We start from the raw sequence: 21,094 nt of genomic DNA, 5'->3' as shown, positions 1-21,094 counted from the left end.
AGAATTTACTTGACCGCTGCGCTGCATTTCGACCCGATCCGCCTGCCGCCCGAATGCGAGACGCTACGGCGCGACGTGCGCGCCTTCCTCGCCGACGAGATCGCAGCCGGCAGCTTCGATCCTCATCGGCCGCAGAGCGAGGACAATGACAATCCCGGCTTCAGCCGCCGCGTCGGCGAACGCGGCTGGATCGGCATGACCTGGCCGAAGAAATATGGCGGCCACGAACGCAGCTTCCTCGAACGCTATGTCGTCACCGAGGAGATGCGCGTCGCCAATGCGCCGACCCGGCGCTTCTTCGTGGCCGATCGACAGAGCGGACCGGTGCTGCTGCGCTACGCGCCGGAGCACATCAAGCAGAACATCCTGCCGCGGATCTGCCGCGGCGAGGTCTGCTTCGCCATCGGCATGAGCGAGCCGAATTCCGGCTCCGATCTGTTCGCCGCGAAAACGAAAGCGACCAGGACGGGCGGCGGCTGGCTGATCAACGGCACCAAGATCTGGACCACCTCGGCGCACATCGCCGACTACATGCTCGGCATCTTCCGTACGTCGCCCCCGACCAGGGAGAACCGCCGTCACGGCCTGACGCAATTCCTGGTGGACATGAAGACGGCGGGCATCACCGTCAACCCCATCGGCCAGATCAACGGATTGCGGGAATTCAATGAGGTCGTATTCCAGGACGCTTTCGTGCCCGACGATCACGTGCTCGGCGAGATCGACGGCGCCTGGAAGCAGGCGACGAGCGAACTCGCCTATGAGCGCAGCGGACCGGAGCGCTTCCTGGAGACCTCCTACGTTCTGATCGAACTGGTGCGCGCCCTCGGGCCCGAGCCCGACCTGCGCGGCGCCGAGGGCGTCGGACGCCTGGTAGCCCAGCTTCACGCCATGCGGCGCATGTCGGTATCGGTCGCCGGCATGCTGCAGGCCGGCAAGGAGCCCGTGGTCGAGGCTGCCATCGTCAAGGACATCGGCACCGTGTGGGAGCAGCAGTTGCCGCACCGGGTGCGCCATCTCGCCGCCTTCATCGATATCGATGCCGGCAATCACGAGACGCTCGCCAGTCAACTCGATTTCGCCACCAGGATCGCACCCAAACTGACCATCCAGGGCGGCACCACCGAGGTGCTGCGCGGCATCATCGCGCGTGGCCTCGGGCTGCGCTGACTTCCCCTCGTTTCACCAGCGGACGCTTCATGACATCGGATCTTGCTCTCAGCCAGTCGGGCTTCGTCACCACCATCGAGATTCGCCGACCACCCCTGAACTTCTTCGACCTGCTGCTGATCCGGCAGATCGCCAACGCGGTCGAGGCGATCGACAAGGATCCATCCGTGCGCGCGGTGGTGCTGGCGGCGGAGGGCAAGGCGTTCTGCGCCGGCGCCAATTTCAACGAGCCGGCGCCCAGTCCCGAACGCTCGGTCGGCGACACCGCGATCGGCCACCTCTACCTCGAGGCAGTGCGTCTCTTCAGCGCCCGGAAGCCCATCATCGCCGCGGTGCATGGCGCCGCCATCGGCGGCGGCCTTGGCCTTGCCATGGCGGCGGATTTCCGCGTCACCTGCCCGGAAGCGCGCTTCTCGGCCAATTTCACCCGGCTGGGTTTCCATCCCGGCTTCGGCCTCACGGTCACCTTGCCGGAAGCGATCGGTGAAACCAACGCCGCACTGATGTTCTACACCAGTCGCCGCGTGACCGGCGAGGATGCCTTCAAGATGGGCCTCGCCAGCGTGCTGGTGGCGCAGGATCAGGTCCGCGCGGCGGCGTTCAAACTCGCCGAGGAGATCGCCGAATGCTCGCCGCTCGGCGTCGTAGCGACCCGCGCGACGATACGCCGGGGGCTCGCCAACCGGGTCAGGGCGGCGACGGAGCATGAACTCGCCGAGCAGACACGGCTGCGTGCTACCGAAGACTTCAAGGAAGGCATCAAGGCGATGGCAGAGCGTCGCGTTCCCAACTTCAAGGGCCGGTGAGCGGCCGACTCTCGCGCGGTCCCGGCGGTCCGCGGCCGCCCGCGTGTTATGTCAGCCGATCCCAGGCCTTGAGAAAGAAGTCCTCGCCGCCGAAATTTCCGGACTTGAGCGCCAGCGCCATGTCGAGGCCACCACGGCTGCGCGTCCACGGCACGCCGGGATCGATCTCGGGGCCGATGGTCAGCAACTCGGCACCGAGCGCCTGCACCACCGCGCCCGACGTTTCGCCGCCGGCGACGATGAGACGGCTGACGCCGCGCTCGGGCAACCTCTTGGCCACCGCCGCAAGCAGGTCCTCGACGATGGTGCCGGCCTGGGCGCGACCGAGCCGTTCCTGCACCGCCCGCACCGTGTCGGGATCGTCGCTGGAATAGACCAGGAAGGGCTTTTCGGGCTGCTGGCGGTCGATCCATTGCAGCACGGTGAGCGCGGTCTGCGCGCCATCCGCAATCTCCAGCGGGTCGATGCGCAAATGCGGCAGGCCGGCAGCGATCGCCGCCTTGACCTGACCGCGCGTTGCCGCCGAGCAAGAGCCGGCAAGAATGGCGCGTCGGCCTGCCGGCGCAGCCATCTGCTGCGGCGCCGGGGTCAGCGCGGAGAGCAGTCCGGCCGCGCGATACGCCGCGGGCAGGCCCATGGCGACGCCCGAGCCGCCGGTGATCAGCGGCAGATGGGCGCATGCGGCGCCGATGGTACGAAGCTGATCGTCGGCGACGGCGTCGACGATGAACATGGCATCGCCACCCGCATCGAGCGCGGCACGCACAGCCCGCGGCCCGGTGGCCACGGTATCATAGTCGATGAGGCCGATCTTGACGCGGGTCTGGCGCTGAAGCACCCGCACCAGATTGGCATCGTGCATCGGCGTCAGCGGATGATCCTTCATCGGACTTTCGTTCAGCGGCACACCGTTGACGAACAGATAGCCGGCATAGATCGTGCGGCCCGCCTTGGGAAAGGCAGGACAGGCAATGGTCACGCCGCCGCCCACGAATTCGAGCAGCGCCTCGGCCACCGGGCCGATATTGCCGCGGTCGGTGGAATCGAAGGTCGAGCAGTATTTGAAGAGCAGCCGCTGGGCACCGAGGCGGCGCAGCGCCGCCGCCGCCGCCTGCGACTGCCGGACGGCGTCGGCGGCGGCAATGGTGCGCGACTTGAGGGCAACCACCACGGCATCGACCTGCGAGACATCGAGATCGGCCGGCGGCAGCCCCGTCGACTGCATCGTGCGCAGCCCTTCGCGGGTCAGCATCAAGGCGAGATCGGTGGCGCCGGTGAGGTCGTCGGCGACGCATCCCAGAATCATCGACCCTCCCCCCTGTAGGGCGCAAGCCAGGACAGGCCGTCGAGGGTCTTGCCGCGCGGCCGGTATTCGCAGCCGACGAAGCCGCCGTAGCCGAGGCGATCGAGCAGCGCGAAGATGCGGGCATCGTCGAGCTCGCCGGTGCCCGGCTCATTGCGCTCCGGCACCGAGGCGGTCTGGATATGGCCGATGATCGGCATCATGGCCTCGAGGCCGCGCGTCACGTCGCCATGGATGATCTGGCGGTGATAGATGTCGAATTGCAGCTTCAGGTTCGACCGGTTGAGCCTGCGCACAAGCGCCGCAGCGACATCGAAATTATTGAGAAAATACCCCGGCACGTCGCGCGGATTGATCGGCTCGATCACGATGTCGATCTCGGCCCCGGCTGCCTGATCACAGGCGAACAGCACCGCGCTTTCGAACGCCACCATGGCGGCGGCATCACCGGCCGGGGCGATGCCGGCCATGATGTGCAGCCGTTTCACGCCGGTGGCACGTACGTAAGCGAGCGCAGTGGCGATCGACGCCTCGAATTCCGCGCGCCGCGCCGGCAGCGCGGCAAAACCGCGCTCGCCGGCCTCCCAATTGCCCGGCGGCGCATTGAACAGCGCCGGAGCAAGGCGATGGCGCGTCAGACGCTCCGCGATCACCTCCGGCGGATAGGCGTAGGGAAACAGGAATTCCACGGCGTCGAAGCCGGCATCCGCCGCCGCGGCGAAGCGGTCGAGGAAGTCCCATTCGTTGAACATCATGGTGAGATTGGCGGCGAAGCGCGGCATCGCAACGAACTCCAGGGCGTAACGGGTCAGGTTTTCGGCTTCGGCAGATCGACGTCGGCGATCTGGGCATAGAGCCGCGCCACCGAGGAATCGTCGTCCTTGCCCATGCCCGCCGCCGCCGTCATCAGGAACATCTGCAATGCCGTCGCCGCGACCGGCGTCGGGAATTTCGCCGTCCGTGACATGTCGCTGATGATGCCGAGATCCTTGGTGAAGATTTCCACCGCGCTGCGCGGCGCGTAATCGCCATCGAGCACATGGGGCATGCGGTTCTCGAACATCCAGGAATTGCCGGCGGACGCCGTGATCACCTCGTAGACCTTGCGCAGATCGAGGCCGAGACGGCCGGCAAAGACCATGGCCTCGGACGCAGCGGCAATGTGCACCCCGGCGAGGAGCTGGTTGACCATCTTGAAGGCAGCTCCGATCCCGGCTTCGTCGCCAAGACGATAGACATTGGCCGCCACCGCGGCGAGCAGCGGCTCGGCCTTGGCCATGGCCTCCGGTTCGCCTGAGGCCAGCACGGTTAGCGCGCCTTCCGCCGCGCGCTGGGCGCCACCGCTGATCGGACTGTCGACATAATGCAGGCCAAGCTTCGCGGCAGCGGCCGCCAGCGCGCGGGCCCGCTCCGGCGCCATGGTCGCGCAGGACAGGATCACAGCGCCCTTCTTGAGCTCGGCCGCAATGCCCTCGGCGCCGAACAGCACCGCCTCGGTCTGGTCGGCATTGACGACGACGACCACCACGGCCGCGGCATCCCTGGCGGCCTCGCGCGCCGACGCGACGGCACGGCCACCATGCTCGGCGACGAAGCGCGCCGCGACTTCGGGCCTCAGGTCGAAGCCCGCGACGTCAAAGCCCTTGCGGCGAAGCGACGCCGCCATGCCGAAGCCCATCGAACCGAGGCCCAGCACAGCCACAGTCCCGTCAATTGCACCAAGTGAACGCGTTTCCATCGAACCTACAGCTTTATCTTGAACGGCGGCGCGGCGCCGGTGTTGCGGAATATTCATCTTAAGACACGACCTGCGGCGCAGGATACCGCTTTTCCGAAGCGGACGACCAGCACGAGGGCCAGCATCGCTCCGACGAAGAGGATTTTCATTTCCGGCGCTTGACTGCGGTGGCCGGGTTTCCCAAGTTGCAGGATGCCGCGCGCTGCGGTGCACCATCAGGACGCGATCAAGACGCGGCGGACAACAGGAGGCAGGACATGACTATGGACCAGAAGCCGATCGAGGCCCGCAACGGCAGCGACGCCTTCAGCCGCTTCCTCGGCGGTTCGCCGTTGTCGGTCGCCTTTCGACTGATCCTGCTGTCGATCCTGGTCGGCGTGGTGCTCGCGGCCATCGGCTTCGATCCGTGGAACATCCTGCGCTCGATCCAGCTGCTGGTCGAGCGGATCTGGGATCTCGGCTTCGATGCTGTCAATTGGCTGTGGCGCTATTTCCTGCTCGGCGCCGTGATCGTCATTCCGATCTGGCTGTTGTCGCGGGTCTTCGGCACGCCACGGCCGCACTGAGGACTACGCCATGCAGCTGCGGTTTGTCGGCTGCGGCGATGCCTTCGGTTCGGGCGGCCGCTTCAATACGTGCTTTCACGTCACCGGCGACACCGTCAATTTCCTGATCGATTGCGGCGCCTCGTCGCTGCCGGCGCTCAAGCGCTGCGGCACCGATCTCGGCGCCATCGATCTCGTCCTCATCACGCATTTCCACGGCGATCATTTTGCTGGCCTCCCCTTTCTGATTCTCGATGCCCAGTTCGGCCGCCGCGAGCGGCCACTGACCATCGCCGGACCCGCGGGGCTGCCGGCGCGGCTCACCGCGGTCATGGAAGCGCTGTTCGAGCATTCTTCCGCCACGCGCCAGCGCTTCGATCTCGATCTGATCGAGCTCGTGCCCGATCAGCCGCGGAACCTCGGCGCGATCCGGGTGACGCCCTGCACCGCGGTCCATGGCCAATCCGGCGGCCCGTTCCTCAGCTACCGCATCGAGGTCGAGGGCCGTACGATCGCCTATACCGGCGACACCGAATGGACCGACGCGCTGGTCGATGTCGGCCGTGGCGCCGACCTGTTCATCGCCGAGGCCTACACATTCGGCCGCGAGGTGCGAAATCACCTCGGCTATGATCGCCTTGCCGCCGAACTGCCACGGATCGGCGCCCGGCACGTGGTGCTCACCCATCTTGGCGAGACGATGCTTTCCCATGCCGACGAGGTGCCCTACACCGTCGCCAGCGATGGCCTTGTAGTGGACTTGTAATGGACGCGCGGGCCGACGACCTCCGCGACCGCGCCGCCCCGGTCACGATGACCACGCGCCGCGTCTTCGCGATCGCTGGCCCGGCGATGATCGCCAATCTAACGACGCCGCTGCTCGGCATCGTCGCGACCGCCGCCGTGGGACGGCTGGGCGATTCGACATTGCTGGGCGGTGTCGCCATGGCCGCCGTCGCCTTCGATTGCCTGTTCTGGCTGTTCGGCTTTCTGCGCATGGGCACCGTGGCGCTGACAGCGCAGGCCCAAGGCGCCGGCGATGACGGCGAAAGGCGCGCCGTGCTGGCGCGGGCAGTGGGGTTGGCGCTGGCCTTCGGCGCGGCGCTGGTGGTGCTCCAGCGGCCGCTCGGCGCGGCGATCTTCGCCATGATCGGCGGCAGCGACGCGGCGACCGCCGCCGCGCGCAGCTATTTCGACGTACGGCTATGGTCGGCGCCCCTGGTGCTCGGCAATTACGTGCTGCTCGGCTGGCTGGTCGGGCAGGCGCGCCCCGGCCTGGCGCTATTGCTGCAGGTTGTCGTCAACGCCGTCAACATCGCGGCGACCGCGTTCCTGGTGCTGGGGCTTGGCGCCGGTGTGGTTGGCGCCGCAGCCGCAGCAGTCCTTGCCGAGGGCACCGGCTTTGTGCTGGGCGCCGCCATTGCATGGCGCCTGCTGGGCGGCCAGCTCGCCGTTGCGCGCGCCGCATTGCTGCGAGGCGAGGAATGGCGGCGGCTCGTCGCCATCAATCGCGACATCCTGATCCGCACCGCGGCGCTGATTGCCGCTTTCCTGTTCTTCACCGCCCAGGGCGCCCGCGCGGGGGATGACGTTCTTGCGGCCAACGCGGTGCTGAACAATTTCATGCTGATCGGCTCGTTCTTTCTCGACGGCCTTGCAACCGCCGCGGAACAGCTCTGCGGCCACACCACCGGCGCCCATGACGGCGGTGGTTTCCGGCGCGCGGTGCGCCTCGTGGTGGGCTGGGGCATCGGCTTCGGCGCAGCGGTCAGCCTCGCCTTTCTCCTCGCCGGCGCAGTGCTGATCGACATCATCACCACCAGCGAGGCGGTCCGCGCCACCGCGCGCCTCTATCTGACGCTGGCGGCACTGGCACCGCTGTGCGGCGCCCTCGCCTACACCTTCGACGGCATCTTCATCGGCGCGACCTGGTCGCGCGACATGCGCAACCTGATGATCCTGTCGCTCGGCATCTATTTCGCCGCGTGGTGGCTGATGCAGGGCCTCGGCAACAGCGGACTGTGGCTCGCGCTGCTGGTCTTCCTGCTGGCGCGCGGCTTGTCCCAGTTGCTGCGCTATCCGGCGCTGGTCCGCAAGGCGTTCGGGTGACGACCCTCGCCTCAGGATGAGGGAAACGCTTCAGGTGAGGAAACGCTAAGCCGGCCAGTCTTCCGCGGTGATCGTTGCGGCATCGGCACCGACGATCTCGTCGAGGGATTCGCGCCCGGTCCGGCGCAGCACCGAGAGCAGATCGGTCTTGATCTCCTCGATCAGCCCCAGGCCCTTGAAAACCAGAGACGAATAGACCTGGATCAGGCTGGCGCCGGCGCGGATCTTCATCAGGGCGGCACCGCCGGAATCGATACCGCCAACGCCGATCAGCGGGAAAGCGCCTTCGGCGCGCACATAGGTCTCAGCCACCATGCGCGTCGACAGGCGGAACAATGGCCGGCCCGACAAGCCGCCCTGTTCGCGCGCGCGCAGGCTCTTGAGCGACGGCGGCCGCGACAGCGTGGTGTTGGAGACGATCATGCCGTCGACCTTGCGCGAGCGGGCGACGTGAACGACGTCGTCGAGTTCGGCGAGCGACAGATCAGGCGCGATCTTGAGCAGCACCGGGCTCTCGCCGGCGTTGCGCCGCACGCGTTCGCGCGCATCGATCACGCGCGCCAGGAGATCGTCGAGCTGCGCCGCCTGCTGCAGGTTGCGCAGGCCGGGGGTATTCGGCGAGGAGACATTGACGGTGAAATAGCTCGCCACCGGCGCGAACAGTTCGATCAGCCGGACATAATCCGCGGTGCGATCCGGCGAATCCTTGTTGGCGCCGATATTGACGCCGACGATGCCGCCGCGGCTCGCACGCGCGGCGAGGCGCCTCAGCACCATGTCGGCGCCGTCATTGTTGAAACCAAGCCGATTGATGACGCCCTCGTCTTCCGACAGGCGGAACATGCGCGGCCGGGGATTCCCCGACTGCGGCCGCGGCGTCACCGTACCGATTTCGACGAAGCCGAAGCCGAGGCGCAATAATTCATCCGGGACCTCGGCATTCTTGTCGAAGCCGGCAGCCATGCCGACGGGATTGGGAAAGTTCAGACCGAAGGCGCGGACCGCCAGCATCGGGCTGTCGGCGCGAGACCGCGCCGGCGGAAAAAGCTTGAGCCCCTGAATCGCCAGGCGATGGGCGTCCTCCGGATCGAACCAGCGCAGCAGCGGCAGCGAAATGGTGTCAAAGGCGCGGATCACGGCGCAAGCTCCGGAATGTCATGGCCGCCATCGGCACGGTCGCGCAATTCGAGCACGTCCGTCACAGCCGCGAGATCGAGTTCACCATAAAGATGGGGGAATAGTTCGCCGCCGCGCGAGGGTTCCAGGCGCAGGGCATCGCCCAGCTGATCGGGATCGACGGCGACCAGGAACAAGCCGGTCTGGCCGTGGAAGTGCTTCCGCGCAGTTTCCGCCACCTGCCCAGCCGTGGAAAAATGGATGAAGCCGTCCCGCAGGTCATCGGCGCTGCCACGGTAGACCCCGAGCCGCTCGGCCTCCCGCCATGCGGAAGCAGGACAGATTTTGTAGATGGTGGACACGCGCGTTCAGAGTCCGTTTTGAGGTCTCGAGCCGTCCGGCGAGGCCGATGATCGATGATGGCGGGGACGGTAGCCCCCGTCCTGACCTGCATCAAGGCCGCACCGCCGAAAGCCGTCGAATCACGCCGCGGCTCTCGCCAGGGCGCCGTCGATCATGGCGATGGCGTTATTGAGGCCGTAGACAGCGACGAAGGAGCCAAACCGCGGGCCCTTCTCCTGGCCGAGCAGCACCTGATAGAGCATGTTGAACCATTCGAGCGACACGCCCGGACGACCGTCCTTGCCCTTCTTGGCCGTATCGAGGAACGGCTCACGACGGCCGATCTCGTAGACGACGTTCTGGATGTCCTCGGCCGTTGCGGTCGGGGCAAGCTGCGACAGGGCATCGCGCAGGTCGAGCAGCGCGCCGCGCTCGCTCTCGGTGGGATGCCGGAAGCGCTTCTCGGGCGCGACGAAGTCGCGATAGTAGTTGATGGCGTAGCCGACCATGGCATCGAGCTTGGGGTGGGTCTGTGGCGTCACCCCGGGCCGATAGCGGCCGATAAAGCCCCACAGCGTCTCGGCGTTCTCGGCATTGGACGACGACACCAGGGTCAGGAGGAGCTGGAAGGTCACCGGCATCTCGGCGGCCGGCGGCTGACCGGAATGGATGTGCCAGACCGGATTGGCGAGACGCTGCTTCATGTCCTGACGGCCATAGCCGTCGAGGAACTGGTGGTAGTCGTCGACGTTGCGCGGAATGACGTCGAAGAACAGCCGCTTGGCCGCCTTCGGCTCGCGGTACATGAACAACGACAGCGATTCCGGCGAGGCGTAGCGCAGCCATTCGTCGATGGTCAGGCCGTTACCCTTGGACTTGGAGATCTTCTGGCCCTTCTCGTCGAGGAACAGCTCATAGTTGAAGCCTTCCGGCGGCACCCCGCCGAGCGCGGCGCAGATCTTGCCGGACAGCTTGACCGAATCGATCAGGTCCTTACCGGCCATCTCGTAATCGACGCCGAGCGCGACCCAGCGCATCGCCCAATCCGGCTTCCATTGCAGCTTGCAGTGGCCGCCGGTCACCCGCACCGTCACCCGCTCCCTGGTCTCCGGATCGTCATAGGACACCGTCCCGGCTGCGACATCGTGGGCGACGATCGGCACCTGCAGCACGACGCCGGTGCGCGGGCAGATCGGCAGGAAAGGCGAATAGCTCGCCGCCCGTTCCTCGCGCAGCGACGGCAGCATGATCGCCATCACCTTCTCGAAATTTGCGAGCATCTTGAGCAGCGCCTGATCGAATCGGCCGGAGGTGTAGTAGTCCGTCGAGGAGGCGAATTCGTAGTCGAAGCTGAAGGCATCGAGGAATTTGCGCAGCCGAGCATTGTTATGAGCGCCGAAGCTCGGATGCGTGCCGAAAGGATCCGGCACCCGCGTCAGCGGTTTGCCGAGATGGGGAACGATGATCTCCTTGTTGGGGATGTTGTCCGGCACCTTGCGCAGCCCGTCCATGTCGTCCGAAAAGGCGAGCAGGCGGGTCTTGATCTTGTCCTCGGTGAGGACGCGGAAGGCGTGGCGCACCATGGTGGTGCGCGCCACTTCGCCGAAGGTGCCGATATGAGGCAGGCCGGACGGGCCGTAGCCGGTCTCGAACAGCACCTCGTCCTTCGGGTTCTTTTTCAACCGCGCGACAATCTGCTTCGCCTGCTCGAACGGCCAGGCGTTGGATTGTTCAGCCAGCGCCCGCAGGTCGCCGGGGCTCAGCGCAGTCTCATCGGCCATCATTTCATCTCCATCCAGCCGAGCGCCGCCCACGGGTCGAGGCAGCCGGCCGGGTCATCACGTAACAGGATCGCCCGCCTCGCTCGCGCGAGGTCCCATCCCAGGCCACCGGCATCGATGAAGGGATCAGAGGCGCTACCGGGCGGCATTGGCACGCTGCCCGCTATCGTGCCGCACTAGTGTGGCGTCTCGCAATTGCCTACCGCCTTTGCGGCAAGCCTCTCGTAGGCAATTGCGAGACATAAGCCACACTAGCACTTTGATTTTGCTAGTGTCCTTATGTCTCCGAATGACCGTGCGAGCATGAGGCAAATGGAGCGGTAATTCGGAGACAGGACACTAGCGCGGTGGATCGGACGCCCGTATCGGCGAGGCCTTCATACGAGCGCCAGATCCCAAACCGCACCAGACCAATCGGCGGCGGCTTATACCATCCCCCGGCGGCTCTGCGCACCCCGGAATATGCTCAGAACGGGCTCACCGAAAAATACCGCAGCCACAGGTCGGTATAGCGGCCTTTCTCCCAGATCCTGAACATCGCCCAGTTCAGCGCCTGGCGCAGCACATCGTTGCCCTTGCGCACCGCAATGCCGATGCCTTCGCCGAAGTAGCGGCTCTCGACGAAGGGACCGCCGCTGAACACGCAGCACTCGGCGGAATCGGTGCCGTTGATCCAGAAGGCCAGCGCGATGGCATCGCCGAAGATGAAATCAACCTCGCCGCGGCGGAGAGCCTGGCGCAGAGCGTCGTCGTTCGGATAGCCGACGATCTGGGCATCGGTGAACTGTGCCTTGAGGAAGGCTTCATGGGCGGAGCCGGCAATCGCCCCGACCTTCTTGCCCTCGAGATATTCCGGACGCACCTCGCTCATCACCGAATCCCGCCGAGAAACGAACCGCGCCGGTGCCCGGTAATAGGGGTCGGTGAAATCGACCCGGCTGCGGAGCTGCGGCGTCACCGCCAGCGAGGCGATGATGGCGTCGCCGCGATTGGCGAGCAGCGAGTCCACCAGGGTTTCGAAGCGTCGCATCTGGATAGTGCAGCTCGCCTTGATCTCCTCGCAAAGCAGCCGGGCCAGATCGACATTGAAACCCGCCGGGTTGCCGTCGGGACCGGTGAAATTGAACGGCGGATAATCGGTCTCGGTCAGGAAACGAATGACGGTGAGGCGCGACAGATCAGGACGGTCCGGCCGGCGCCGCGGGTCCCAGAACCCGGGCACCGCCTGGGGCGCGGCCTGGGCGCCTGGCGCCGCGGCTCCTGGCCGGTTAGCCTGGGGTGGCGGCGCCACCGCGGCCGGCTCTGCCTGCCGGGGGCCGGGCAGCTGGACTTGGGCGGGAGCCATGCCAGGCAGCATCGCCAGCGCCGCGACAAAGCCGGCGCGGAACATCCAGCGGGCGATCGGGGCGGACATGACAGGCATCGACACGGACATCCGGCGGAGGGCGCGGCCCACCGAAGCGATGGACTGATCTGCGGACGTTTCTGGACCAAAGCCGGGCCGGACGCAAAGCCCGCGTGAGGCCGGCCAGAGTTCCATTTACAGGTCGCTACAGGTAACGCTTGAGGTCCGAGGCGGCCTCTTCCGGCTTGCGCTTGATGTTGAAGGGGGCCACGAACCGCCCGTTCCGGTCCATCAGATAGATCAGGGCGGTATGATCCATGGTGTAGTCGCCGTCCTTGAGCGGTACTTTCTTGGCATAGACGCGATACGCCGAAATCACCTTGGCGACCGCTTCGGGATCACCGGTCAGTCCGCGCAGATGTGGATCGAAGCTCGACAGGTAGTCCTTCATCACCGAAGGCGTGTCGCGCTCGGGATCGACCGAGACGAAGACGGCATTGACCTTGTCGGCATCGGAGCCCAGGGCGCGGAGCAGCTCCGACATTTCGAACAGCGACGTCGGGCAAATGTCCGGGCAATGGGTGAAACCGAAGAAGATCAGGCTGGGCTTGCCGGCGAGACTGGCCTCGGTGACGGCCCGGCCATTCTGGTCGGTGAGACGAAACGAGCCGCCGATTGCAGCCGGCGCAGTGGCCGCGCTGAAGCCTCCCAAGGCCCATAACGTGGCGCCAAGGCCGACGGCGAGGCTCACGGCAAATGCCGCGATGATCACCAGAGGGCGCGTCGTCCGAGAAGCCATGTCACTTCAATCCCATCAAAAACAGGCCGCAAAGCCCGCGGCCAGTATCTGGAAGAACACCGCGGTCCCGTAATGCAGCCAGAGGACGCCGGCCCCGGCGAGAGCGATGCCGGCGGCGATCGCCACGGCGATCAGCACCATGGCACCGAGGCGTCCGTCGCCCGTTGCGGTCCTGTCTGTTGCGATCAACGACTGCCGCGACATACCGTCTGCGCCCTTATCCGGTCCGAGTAGCTTCCAAGGCTGAGATAGGCCCGGTTCCGGCTGTCGGCAAGCGCCAAGCCGAACGCGCCGATCACGTCTGCGGAAGGCCGTAGAAGAAGGCTCTAGTGGCGCATCGCGGCGCGAGATGACGAGCCGCGAACCGCAGCATCGTACAACGGTGCGGTGCGGGAAGATGCCTGGGCGTCGAGGTAACAGGGCCGGTACATGCTGGCGAGCTGACGGCCGCGCAGGAAAATCATCCGCGGCGTCAGTCCGCCCCGGGTCGCGATCCAGCGTTTGATCTGCGCCGGATACATCGAATAGAGCATCTGGGTCGCTTCCGGATTGGTAATTGTGCGGCCATTGGCGCCGAAATCCCAAGCGGCATGGAAGCCGAGATTGGCCCGCGGCGTGACGCAGATGCGGTCACGAGGGACGGCGCCCAGCACGATGGTGCAGGCCGAGGCGCACAGACCATCGATCATCACCTGATCGCCCGACGAGCGCAGCTCCTGGTACTTATCCACATAGGTGCCAATCCGGCCCCCGCGGTCTTCTGAAATCCGGACCAGCGCATGACTGGCGCCCACGCCTGCGATCAGCAGCACGGCCGCGAGCAAAACCGTAACGACCTTCATACCCTGCCCCGTTCCGTCCCGTCAGATCCGGCAGACTGCATTCGCCGCATCAAGGGTCATGCGAAGTGACGCCTTTGTCCAGTCCCAGCGCGATCGTCGGCGCGTTTTCGAAGCGGGTGTTGCGCAGAAGATGCACCGCTTCGCCGCCACTAACGACATTCGCCATGCAGCCAGACAAATCTCTATTTTTCGTTGACCCACTGTTCCGGACCGGTTCTGGTTCTGGGAACCACGAGGGCCGACAAGCTCGGCGTCCGCGCCTGAGGGAACAGGGCTGCAGCCCAGCGCCGCAGTTCGTCCTCAAGTTACCGGACGACTTCGCTGCAACCGTTGCAAGCAGCTTCGGCCGGCGGTCACGATAGGGCGGGGGATCGAAAGAATGGCCGAGCAAGTCGACGTCATCATCGTGGGGTCAGGCCTCGCCGGTCTCGTCGCCGCCACCGAAATCGCCAACGCGGGCAAACGGGCCATGGTGATCGATCAGGAAGGCGAACAGAACCTCGGCGGCCAGGCATTCTGGTCGTTCGGCGGTCTGTTCCTCATCGATTCGCCCGAACAGCGGCGCCTCGGTGTTCGCGACTCCCGCGCGCTCGCCTGGGACGACTGGCTCGGCGCCGCCGGCTTCGATCGCGACGAGGACCACTGGCCGAAGCGATGGGCCGAGGCCTATGTCGATTTCGCCGCCGGCGAAAAGCGTGCCTGGCTGCGCGCGATGGGTCATCGCTTCTTTCCCGTGGTGGGCTGGGCCGAGCGCGGCGGCTATGACGCGACCGGCCACGGCAATTCGGTGCCGCGCTTTCACGTCACTTGGGGCACCGGACCGGGCCTCGTCGAGCCCTTCGCCCGCCGCGCCCAGGCGGCACGCGCCGCCGGCCTGATCATGTTCAAGTTCCGCCATCGGGTCGACGCCCTGACCACCACCGCTGGCGCGGTCACCGGTGTCAGCGGAGCCATTCTCGAGCCGACCAGCGGCGGCCGCGGCGAGGAATCCTCGCGGGTCGAAACCGGCAGCTTCGCCTACTCCGCCCAGGCGGTGATCGTCGCCAGCGGCGGCATCGGCGGCAATCATGAGCTGGTGCGGCAAAACTGGCCGAAGCGGCTCGGCCATGCGCCGCGGCATATGGTGTCTGGTGTGCCCGCCCATGTCGACGGCCGCATGATCGGAATCACCGAGGCGGCCGGAGGCCGCGTCATCAACCGCGACCGGATGTGGCACTATGTCGAAGGGCTGCAGAACTTCGATCCGATCTGGCCGAAGCACGGCATCCGCATCCTCCCCGGCCCATCCTCGATGTGGTTCGATGCACGCGGCCGGCGCCTGCCTTCGCCGCTCTATCCCGGCTACGACACCCTCGGCCAGCTCGCCCACATCATGGCGACCGGCTACGACTACTCCTGGTTCATCCTTACCCAGAGCATCATCAAGAAGGAATTTGCGCTGTCCGGCAGCGAGCAAAATCCGGACTTGACCGGAAAGAGCTGGCGCAAGACGCTGGGGCGCGTCACCAACAAGGGCGCGCCGGCGCCGGTCGAGGCATTCAAAAAAAACGGGATCGATTTCATCGTCCGCAACAATCTGGAGGACCTTGTCGCCGGCATGAATGCGCTGAGCGGCGACAACCTCCTGTCCATCGACGCCATCCGCTACCAGATCGAAGCGCGCGACCGGCAGATCGACAATCCCTATTGCAAGGACACGCAGGTGCAGGGGATCCACAATGCGCGGCGCTATATCGGCGACCGCCTGATCCGCACCGCCAAGCCCCACCGTATCCTCGACCCGGCCCACGGTCCCCTGATCGCCGTGCGCCTCAACATTCTCACCCGCAAAACCCTCGGTGGCTTCGAGACCGACCTCGACGGCCGGGTCTTCGGCACCGATGGCCGCATCATCGGCGGGCTCTATGCTGTGGGCGAAGCGGCCGGTTTCGGCGGCGGCGGCATGCACGGCTATCGCGCCCTGGAAGGCACATTTCTCGGCGGCTGCCTGTTCTCTGGCCGCAATGCCGGACGCGCGGCCGCGCGGACAGTCGCGTGAACGAGCCAACTACGAGCGCAGCGCCCGCACCAGAGCGGCGGCGACGCTCGCCTGCCACAGCGTGAACAGCAATGAGACGGCATCGAGCCGCAGGACGAGATCGGCCTCGAGCAAGGCGCCGGCCAGCGTGCCGGCGGCCAACATCGGCAACCATGGCGCAAGCTCAAGCCGCCCGAGGCGCAGCACGCGGAAGCCGATGGCCATGACGGCGGCGCCCGTGAAACCGCCAGCCAATCCGGCGAGAACGTTGCGAACGGCCTCGCTCGTCGACAGAGGAGCGTCGACAATCAGGCACCGCCCTGGGCGAACTTGCCGAGGTGAACGAGATGCCAGTCATCGGCGACGCCTTCCTCGGCAGAATACTGGCACATCGGCGAGTTGATGACGCGGTTTCGCGCGATCACATCGCGCAGCCTCAGCGGCGTGAGCAGAGCTGGTTGTCGCAGGATCCCCTGTTTCCATTGCGGCAGAGGCGTGTTGTTCAGCGCCTGTCGTTTGCGCGTCTCAGCTCTTCAACCGATAGCCAGTCCGGAAGATCCACCAGATCGCGACCAGGCAGATCAGCAGGAAGATCCCGGCCACCGCGGCGCTGATGGCGACATGGACGTCGGCAACGCTGTAAAAGCTCCAGCGGAAGCCGCTGATCAGGTAGACGACCGGATTGAACAGCGACAGCGTGTGCCAGGTCGGCGGCAGCACCTCGACGGAATAGAAGGTGCCGCCGAGAAAGGTCAGCGGCGTCACCACCAGGAGCGGGATCACCTGGAGCTGCTCGAAACCCTGCGCCCAGATGCCAATGACGAAGCCGAGCAGGCTGAAGGACACCGCGGTGAGCAGCAGAAAGCTCAGCATCCAGACCGGATGATCGATCCGCAGATCGACGAACAACGCCGCAGTGCCGAGCACGATGAGGCCGAGGATGACCGATTTTGTCGCCGCCGCGCCGACATAGCCGATCACCACCTCGAGATAGGAGATCGGCGCCGACAGCAGCTCGTAGATGGTGCCGGTGAATTTCGGAAAGTAGATGCCGAACGAGGCGTTGGACACGCTCTGGGTCATCAGCATCAGCATAATCAGCCCCGGCACGATGAACTCGCCGTAACTGACGCCCTGGATTTCGGTGATGCGCGAGCCGATGGCCGCGCCGAAAACGACGAAATAGAGCGAGGTCGACAGCACCGGCGAGACAACGCTCTGGAACACCGTGCGTCGGGTCCGCGCCATTTCAAAGCGATAAATTGCAAGCACGCCGTGGAGATTCACCGTCATTTCCGCACCAGCCCGACGAAGATGTCCTCGAGCGAACTCTCCCTCGTCTGCAGATCCTTGAAATTGACGCCCGCCGCACGCAAGTCGCTGAGCAGCGAAGTGATGCCGGTACGCTCGGCCTGGGTGTCGTAGTTGTAGACGATTTCGTGCCCTTCGGCACCGAGCGTCAACCCGTAGGGTGCCAGGGCATCGGGAACCGCATCGATCGGCGACTGCAGATGCAAAGTGAGCTGCTTCTGGCCGAGCTTGCGCATCAGCTCGGCCTTGTCCTCGACCAGGATGATCTCGCCCCTGCGGATGATGCCGATGCGATCGGCCATCTGCTCGGCTTCTTCGATGTAATGCGTGGTCAGGATGATGGTCACCCCTCGCTCCCGCAGGAAGCGGACGACCTCCCACATGCCCTTGCGCAGCTCGACGTCGACCCCGGCGGTCGGCTCGTCCAGGAACAGCACCTTGGGCTCATGCGACAGCGCTTTGGCGATCAGGACGCGACGCTTCATGCCGCCCGACAGCGTCATCAGCATGCTGTCCTTCTTGTCCCACAGCGACAGGGCCTTGAGCACCCGCTCGACATGCGCCGGGTCCGGCGCCTTGCCGAACAGGCCGCGGGAAAAGCTTACAGTTGCCAAGACGGTTTCGAACGCGTCGGTGGTGAGTTCCTGTGGAACCAGACCGATGCAAGCGCGGGCGGCGCGATAGTCGGTAATGATATCATGGCCATCGACGACCACATTGCCGCTGGTCGGATTGACGATGCCGCAGATGACGCTGATCAAGGTCGTTTTGCCGGCCCCATTGGGACCGAGCAGCGCGAAAATCTCGCCGCGCCGGATCTCCAGATTGACGTTGTCGAGCGCCTTGAACCCCGAAGCATAGACCTTCGACAGGTTCGCGACGGAGATGATTGGCTGCATCTGACGCTGCGGTTCGGGGAGCTGGAGCGGGCGATGAGAATCGAACTCACGACATACAGCTTGGGAAGCTGTCGTTCTACCACTGAACTACGCCCGCATCGGCGCGACCATACCCGCACCACCGGGGCGGCGGCAAGCGCAAGATCGCTGCGCCGACAACAAAAAACGCTTGAATTTCAACGCCACACCGAACCGCATTCGGATCGGAGGCGCACCTTTACAATCAGTTTACATCAAAACTGCTGCACATTGGAGGCTTTAACCCTACCACCGCAAAATGGTGAAAAGCCCCGCGCCCGCCCTCATTCGAGAATGCACGAACGTTAGGAAGATGGCCGCATTGCACGACCGTTCGGTGACAGAGGGTGAACCGATGGAAGAACTCAACCAGACCACCTCCGCTCACTTCGTCGCCTTCGGGCGCCGCAAGATCCTGGCGTGCGTTTGCGTCGTCGACGCCAAACAGCACCTGCGGCAGTTTCTCAGCGATGCCGTCGAGGAGTTCGGGCTGCTGACGGCCGATTGCGCCGGCGCCGACGATATCGACGAGCGGCTCGAGCGCCAGCCGACGGACCTCGTCGTCCTCGGGCTTTCCGCCGGTGGACAGGAGGCAGCGCGCGTGCTGACGCGCCTCGCCGCCCGCGGCTTCGCCGGCCAGGTTCTGTTGTGGGGGCCGAAGGATTCGTCGGCTTTAGCCGCATTACGCCAGCTCGGGGAGGAACTCGATCTGGCGCTACTGCCGGATCTGACGACGCCGTTCGGCACCGAGGCGCTTCGCAACCGGCTCGCCCCCCTGCTGCCGGTCGATGGCCCGCCGCGCGCGCCTGTCGATGTCGCCGAGGCGCTCAAAGCCGGTTGGCTGGAACTCTGGTACCAACATAAGGTCGACGTCCATTCGCTGGCACCGCGCGGCGCCGAAGCGACGCTACGGATGCGGCACCCGTCGTGGGGTGTGGTGGCGCCGAGCTCCCTGCTCGCGGACGAGCGGGACCCGCAATCGCACGCGTTGTCCTCCTTCGTGCTGCAAACGGCCATGGACGACTGGCATTTTTTCCTCGGTCGCAGCGGACCGCTCGATTTGTCGATCAATCTTCCTGCCGCCTTCCTCACCAATGCGACGGGGGTCGATGATCTGTGCCGGCTGCTGCCGGCGCATCCTGCCTTCCCCGGGCTGACGGTGGAAGTCGACGGGGCGGACATCGCCGCGCATTTCGAACCGCTGCGCGAGGTCGCCCGACGCGTCCGTTTCCATAACGTCGCGGTGACAGTCGACAATCTCGGCGTCGACTGGCCGGCGCTGATGGACCTTGAGCGCTTCCCCTTCGTCGAGATCAAGGTCGACCGCAACTTCGTCAACGGCTGCGCCGACGATCGTCTCAAGCGAAACGTCTGCCGCAGCATCGCCGAACTCGCGGCGGGTTATGGCGCACGCGCCATTGCCGAGGGTGTCGACAGCCGCGCCGATCTGCTTACGATCCGCGAACTGGGCTTCGATCTTGCCCAGGGCAGCCTGTTCGGCCAACCGGTGCAGGCGCGCAAATTCGCCCGGGCCCGCTTCAACCGGGCGCTGCCGCAGTAAGCGCGGTCGAAACAAACCGCTGCCGTATGAGGCCGCGATCACGCTGTCAGGGCGCGCGGAAATGCTTGGAGAGCTTCAGGCCCTGGCCCTGATAGTTGGAATTGATGCGCTGGCCGTAAAGCGCCGAGGGCCGCGCCAGCATATGCTCATAGACAAGGCGCCCGACGACCTGGTTATGCTCGAGGATGAACGGCACCTCGCGCGAGCGCACTTCGAGCACCGCGCGCGAGCCTTGGCCGCCGGCGCCCGCGTAACCGAAGCCTGGATCGAAGAAGCCGGCGTAGTGGACGCGAAACTCGCCGACCAGGGGATCGAAGGGCACCATTTCGGCGGCGAAATCCGGCGGCACCTGCACCGCCTCCTTGGAAGCGAGGATATAGAATTCGCCGGGATCGAGGATCAGGCTGAGGTCGTCGCGCGCGCGGATCGGCTCCCAGAATTCCTCCACCGCATAGCCACCGCGCCGGTCGATATCGACGACGCCGGTATGGCGCTTGGCGCGGTAGCCGACGAAGCCGCCCGAGCCCTCGCCAGACAAATCCACGCTCAGCGCGAGACCGTTGGAGAGATCGGGATCGTCAATGTCGACCAGTCGTTCCTTGGCGTGCAGCGCCTGCAGCGCCGTGCTGCCGAGCACGGCGTCACCGACGCGAAACCGGATCTGTGACAGGCGTGAGCCCTCGCGCAGCAACACCGGAAAGGTTTTCGGGCTGATCTCGGCGTACAGCGGGCCGTGATAGCCGGGATGGATCATGTCGAAGCGGCTGGTGCCGTCGGCGATCACGCGGGTGAAAACGTCGAGCCGGCCGGTCGAGCTCTTGGGATTGGCGGCGGCGCAGATCGACGGCGGCAGCGCCAGGCTCTCGAGCAGCGGCACCACATAGACGCAATTGGTCTCCAGCACCGCATCGCCGGTCAGATCGATCTCGTGCAGCTTGAGGTCTTCGATGCGCTCGGCCACGGTAGCGCCGGGACCGGGCAGGAAACTGGCGCGAACGCGGAAGGCGGTGGCGCCGAGCCGCAGATCGAGGCTTGCCGGCTGGATCTGGCTTTCGACGAAGGGCTGATCCGGCAGGATCAGGCCGGCATCGGCCATCGCCGCGATCATGCGATCGGGCAGGATTCCCCTGGCATCGGGTGGCAGCGGCAGCGGCACGGTCGACGGTTCCTGAAGGCTCTCCATAGCCCTCCTTCGGTTAACCGAAGCCCAGCTTGACGAAAAGCCTGACGCGGACTAAGAGCGTGACTTATCCCGTGGTCATTTGAGCCGGCCGGCTTGCAGCCACGTTAAACAACTCGCTAAACAGGCCGGGGACATCCGTGATCCCGGCCGAACGTCTTGTTCAGGCCGGTTTTTTTATTGGCCGATTGCCGTCGGTCCGTCTGGAGTCT

General features: G+C 65.6%; 21 protein-coding genes, 1 tRNA gene, 1 pseudogene and 1 riboswitch. Of the genes and pseudogenes, 7 read left to right on the top strand and 16 right to left on the bottom strand.

Features of this window, described 5'->3' with window-relative positions:
- Window positions 1-9: 9 nt before the first annotated feature.
- Together DB459_RS10870 and DB459_RS10865 are read left to right on the top strand one after the other, a co-directional pair.
- Window positions 10-1,170 carry an acyl-CoA dehydrogenase family protein gene (locus DB459_RS10870; RefSeq protein WP_253712854.1) on the top strand — a complete coding sequence of 387 codons (1,161 nt, stop codon included), beginning with the start codon at window positions 10-12 and terminating at the stop codon, window positions 1,168-1,170.
- A gap of 29 nt (window positions 1,171-1,199) precedes the next feature.
- The gene (locus DB459_RS10865) at window positions 1,200-1,976 is read left to right on the top strand and encodes an enoyl-CoA hydratase/isomerase family protein (RefSeq protein WP_253712853.1); all 777 of its coding nucleotides are present in this window, start codon (window positions 1,200-1,202) and stop codon (window positions 1,974-1,976) included.
- A 46-nt stretch (window positions 1,977-2,022) separates the two neighbouring features.
- On the opposite strand, the gene otnK is transcribed toward DB459_RS10865, so the two are convergent.
- From otnK to ltnD, 3 genes are read right to left on the bottom strand one after another with little or no spacing between them, the layout of a single operon-like run.
- Complete coding sequence (gene otnK / locus DB459_RS10860) at window positions 2,023-3,282, bottom strand: 3-oxo-tetronate kinase (protein ID WP_253712852.1); 1,260 nt, start codon at window positions 3,280-3,282, stop codon at window positions 2,023-2,025.
- Window positions 3,279-4,061 (bottom strand): 2-oxo-tetronate isomerase, encoded by a 783-nt coding sequence (gene otnI, locus DB459_RS10855; protein ID WP_253712851.1) that lies wholly within the window; start codon window positions 4,059-4,061, stop codon window positions 3,279-3,281. Before otnI ends, otnK begins: the two co-directional genes overlap by 4 nt.
- Window positions 4,062-4,087: 26 nt before the next feature.
- The gene (gene ltnD / locus DB459_RS10850; protein WP_256519343.1) at window positions 4,088-5,074 is read right to left on the bottom strand and encodes an L-threonate dehydrogenase; all 987 of its coding nucleotides are present in this window, start codon (window positions 5,072-5,074) and stop codon (window positions 4,088-4,090) included.
- A gap of 206 nt (window positions 5,075-5,280) precedes the next feature.
- On the opposite strand from ltnD, the gene DB459_RS10845 reads away from it, so the two are divergent.
- The 3 genes from DB459_RS10845 to DB459_RS10835 are packed head-to-tail and all read left to right on the top strand — an operon-like array spanning window position 5,281 to window position 7,671.
- Complete coding sequence (locus tag DB459_RS10845; RefSeq protein WP_253713518.1) at window positions 5,281-5,583, top strand: DUF6460 domain-containing protein; 303 nt, start codon at window positions 5,281-5,283, stop codon at window positions 5,581-5,583.
- Window positions 5,584-5,593: 10 nt separating this feature from the next.
- On the top strand, window positions 5,594-6,328 hold the full coding sequence (locus tag DB459_RS10840) for an MBL fold metallo-hydrolase (RefSeq protein WP_253712849.1): 735 nt from the start codon (window positions 5,594-5,596) through the stop codon (window positions 6,326-6,328).
- A complete protein-coding gene (locus DB459_RS10835) occupies window positions 6,328-7,671 on the top strand; it encodes an MATE family efflux transporter (RefSeq protein WP_253712848.1) in 1,344 nt (447 codons plus the stop codon). The genes DB459_RS10840 and DB459_RS10835 overlap by 1 nt, the downstream gene beginning before the upstream one ends.
- Window positions 7,672-7,716: 45 nt before the next feature.
- Here DB459_RS10835 and DB459_RS10830 read toward each other — a convergent pair whose 3' ends face one another.
- The 7 genes from DB459_RS10830 to DB459_RS10800 form a co-directional block, all read right to left on the bottom strand.
- Window positions 7,717-8,808 carry a quinone-dependent dihydroorotate dehydrogenase gene (locus DB459_RS10830; RefSeq protein ID WP_253712847.1) on the bottom strand — a complete coding sequence of 364 codons (1,092 nt, stop codon included), beginning with the start codon at window positions 8,806-8,808 and terminating at the stop codon, window positions 7,717-7,719.
- Window positions 8,805-9,149: a DUF952 domain-containing protein gene (locus DB459_RS10825; RefSeq protein WP_253712846.1), complete on the bottom strand. Its 345-nt coding sequence runs from the start codon at window positions 9,147-9,149 to the stop codon at window positions 8,805-8,807. The genes DB459_RS10830 and DB459_RS10825 overlap by 4 nt, the downstream gene beginning before the upstream one ends.
- A gap of 120 nt (window positions 9,150-9,269) precedes the next feature.
- Window positions 9,270-10,910 (bottom strand): lysine--tRNA ligase, encoded by a 1,641-nt coding sequence (locus DB459_RS10820; RefSeq protein ID WP_253712845.1) that lies wholly within the window; start codon window positions 10,908-10,910, stop codon window positions 9,270-9,272.
- A gap of 466 nt (window positions 10,911-11,376) precedes the next feature.
- On the bottom strand, window positions 11,377-12,333 hold the full coding sequence (locus DB459_RS10815) for a transporter substrate-binding domain-containing protein (RefSeq protein WP_371926922.1): 957 nt from the start codon (window positions 12,331-12,333) through the stop codon (window positions 11,377-11,379).
- A 127-nt stretch (window positions 12,334-12,460) separates the two neighbouring features.
- On the bottom strand, window positions 12,461-13,054 hold the full coding sequence (locus DB459_RS10810) for an SCO family protein (protein ID WP_253712843.1): 594 nt from the start codon (window positions 13,052-13,054) through the stop codon (window positions 12,461-12,463).
- Between the two features lie 15 nt (window positions 13,055-13,069).
- Window positions 13,070-13,195, bottom strand: coding sequence for a hypothetical protein (locus DB459_RS10805; RefSeq protein WP_371926921.1), 126 nt, complete (start codon window positions 13,193-13,195; stop codon window positions 13,070-13,072).
- A 185-nt stretch (window positions 13,196-13,380) separates the two neighbouring features.
- A complete protein-coding gene (locus tag DB459_RS10800; protein WP_253712841.1) occupies window positions 13,381-13,896 on the bottom strand; it encodes a hypothetical protein in 516 nt (171 codons plus the stop codon).
- Between the two features lie 379 nt (window positions 13,897-14,275).
- Here DB459_RS10800 and DB459_RS10795 point away from each other — a divergent pair, with 379 nt between their 5' ends.
- Window positions 14,276-15,934 (top strand): FAD-binding dehydrogenase, encoded by a 1,659-nt coding sequence (locus DB459_RS10795; protein WP_253712840.1) that lies wholly within the window; start codon window positions 14,276-14,278, stop codon window positions 15,932-15,934.
- A gap of 9 nt (window positions 15,935-15,943) precedes the next feature.
- Here the strand turns inward: DB459_RS10795 and DB459_RS10790 are convergent, their stop codons facing one another.
- From DB459_RS10790 to DB459_RS10770, 5 genes and pseudogenes are all read right to left on the bottom strand, one after another.
- Window positions 15,944-16,138 carry a hypothetical protein gene (locus tag DB459_RS10790; RefSeq protein ID WP_253712839.1) on the bottom strand — a complete coding sequence of 65 codons (195 nt, stop codon included), beginning with the start codon at window positions 16,136-16,138 and terminating at the stop codon, window positions 15,944-15,946.
- Window positions 16,139-16,224: 86 nt separating this feature from the next.
- Window positions 16,225-16,380 (bottom strand): annotated as a pseudogene (locus DB459_RS10785) (NADH:flavin oxidoreductase/NADH oxidase); the annotation flags it as partial.
- 58 nt (window positions 16,381-16,438) lie between these two features.
- Entirely contained in the window at window positions 16,439-17,206 is a 768-nt protein-coding gene (locus DB459_RS10780) for an ABC transporter permease (protein ID WP_253712838.1), read from the bottom strand.
- Window positions 17,203-18,123, bottom strand: coding sequence for an ABC transporter ATP-binding protein (locus tag DB459_RS10775; protein ID WP_253712837.1), 921 nt, complete (start codon window positions 18,121-18,123; stop codon window positions 17,203-17,205). Before DB459_RS10775 ends, DB459_RS10780 begins: the two co-directional genes overlap by 4 nt.
- 22 nt (window positions 18,124-18,145) lie before the next feature.
- A tRNA-Gly gene (locus DB459_RS10770) sits at window positions 18,146-18,220 on the bottom strand.
- Window positions 18,221-18,454: 234 nt separating this feature from the next.
- Here DB459_RS10770 and DB459_RS10765 point away from each other — a divergent pair.
- On the top strand, window positions 18,455-19,702 hold the full coding sequence (locus DB459_RS10765; protein WP_371926920.1) for an EAL domain-containing protein: 1,248 nt from the start codon (window positions 18,455-18,457) through the stop codon (window positions 19,700-19,702).
- 46 nt (window positions 19,703-19,748) lie between these two features.
- Here the strand turns inward: DB459_RS10765 and DB459_RS10760 are convergent, their stop codons facing one another.
- The gene (locus DB459_RS10760) at window positions 19,749-20,885 is read right to left on the bottom strand and encodes a 2'-deoxycytidine 5'-triphosphate deaminase (RefSeq protein WP_253712836.1); all 1,137 of its coding nucleotides are present in this window, start codon (window positions 20,883-20,885) and stop codon (window positions 19,749-19,751) included.
- 61 nt (window positions 20,886-20,946) lie between these two features.
- Window positions 20,947-21,026, top strand: a riboswitch (SAM riboswitch).
- Window positions 21,027-21,094: the final 68 nt, after the last annotated feature.

The sequence above is a fragment of the Bradyrhizobium sp. WD16 genome, assembly GCF_024181725.1.
Taxonomy (GTDB): Bacteria; Pseudomonadota; Alphaproteobacteria; order Rhizobiales; family Xanthobacteraceae; genus Bradyrhizobium_A.
This window is presented reverse-complemented; position numbering and strand designations above follow the sequence as displayed.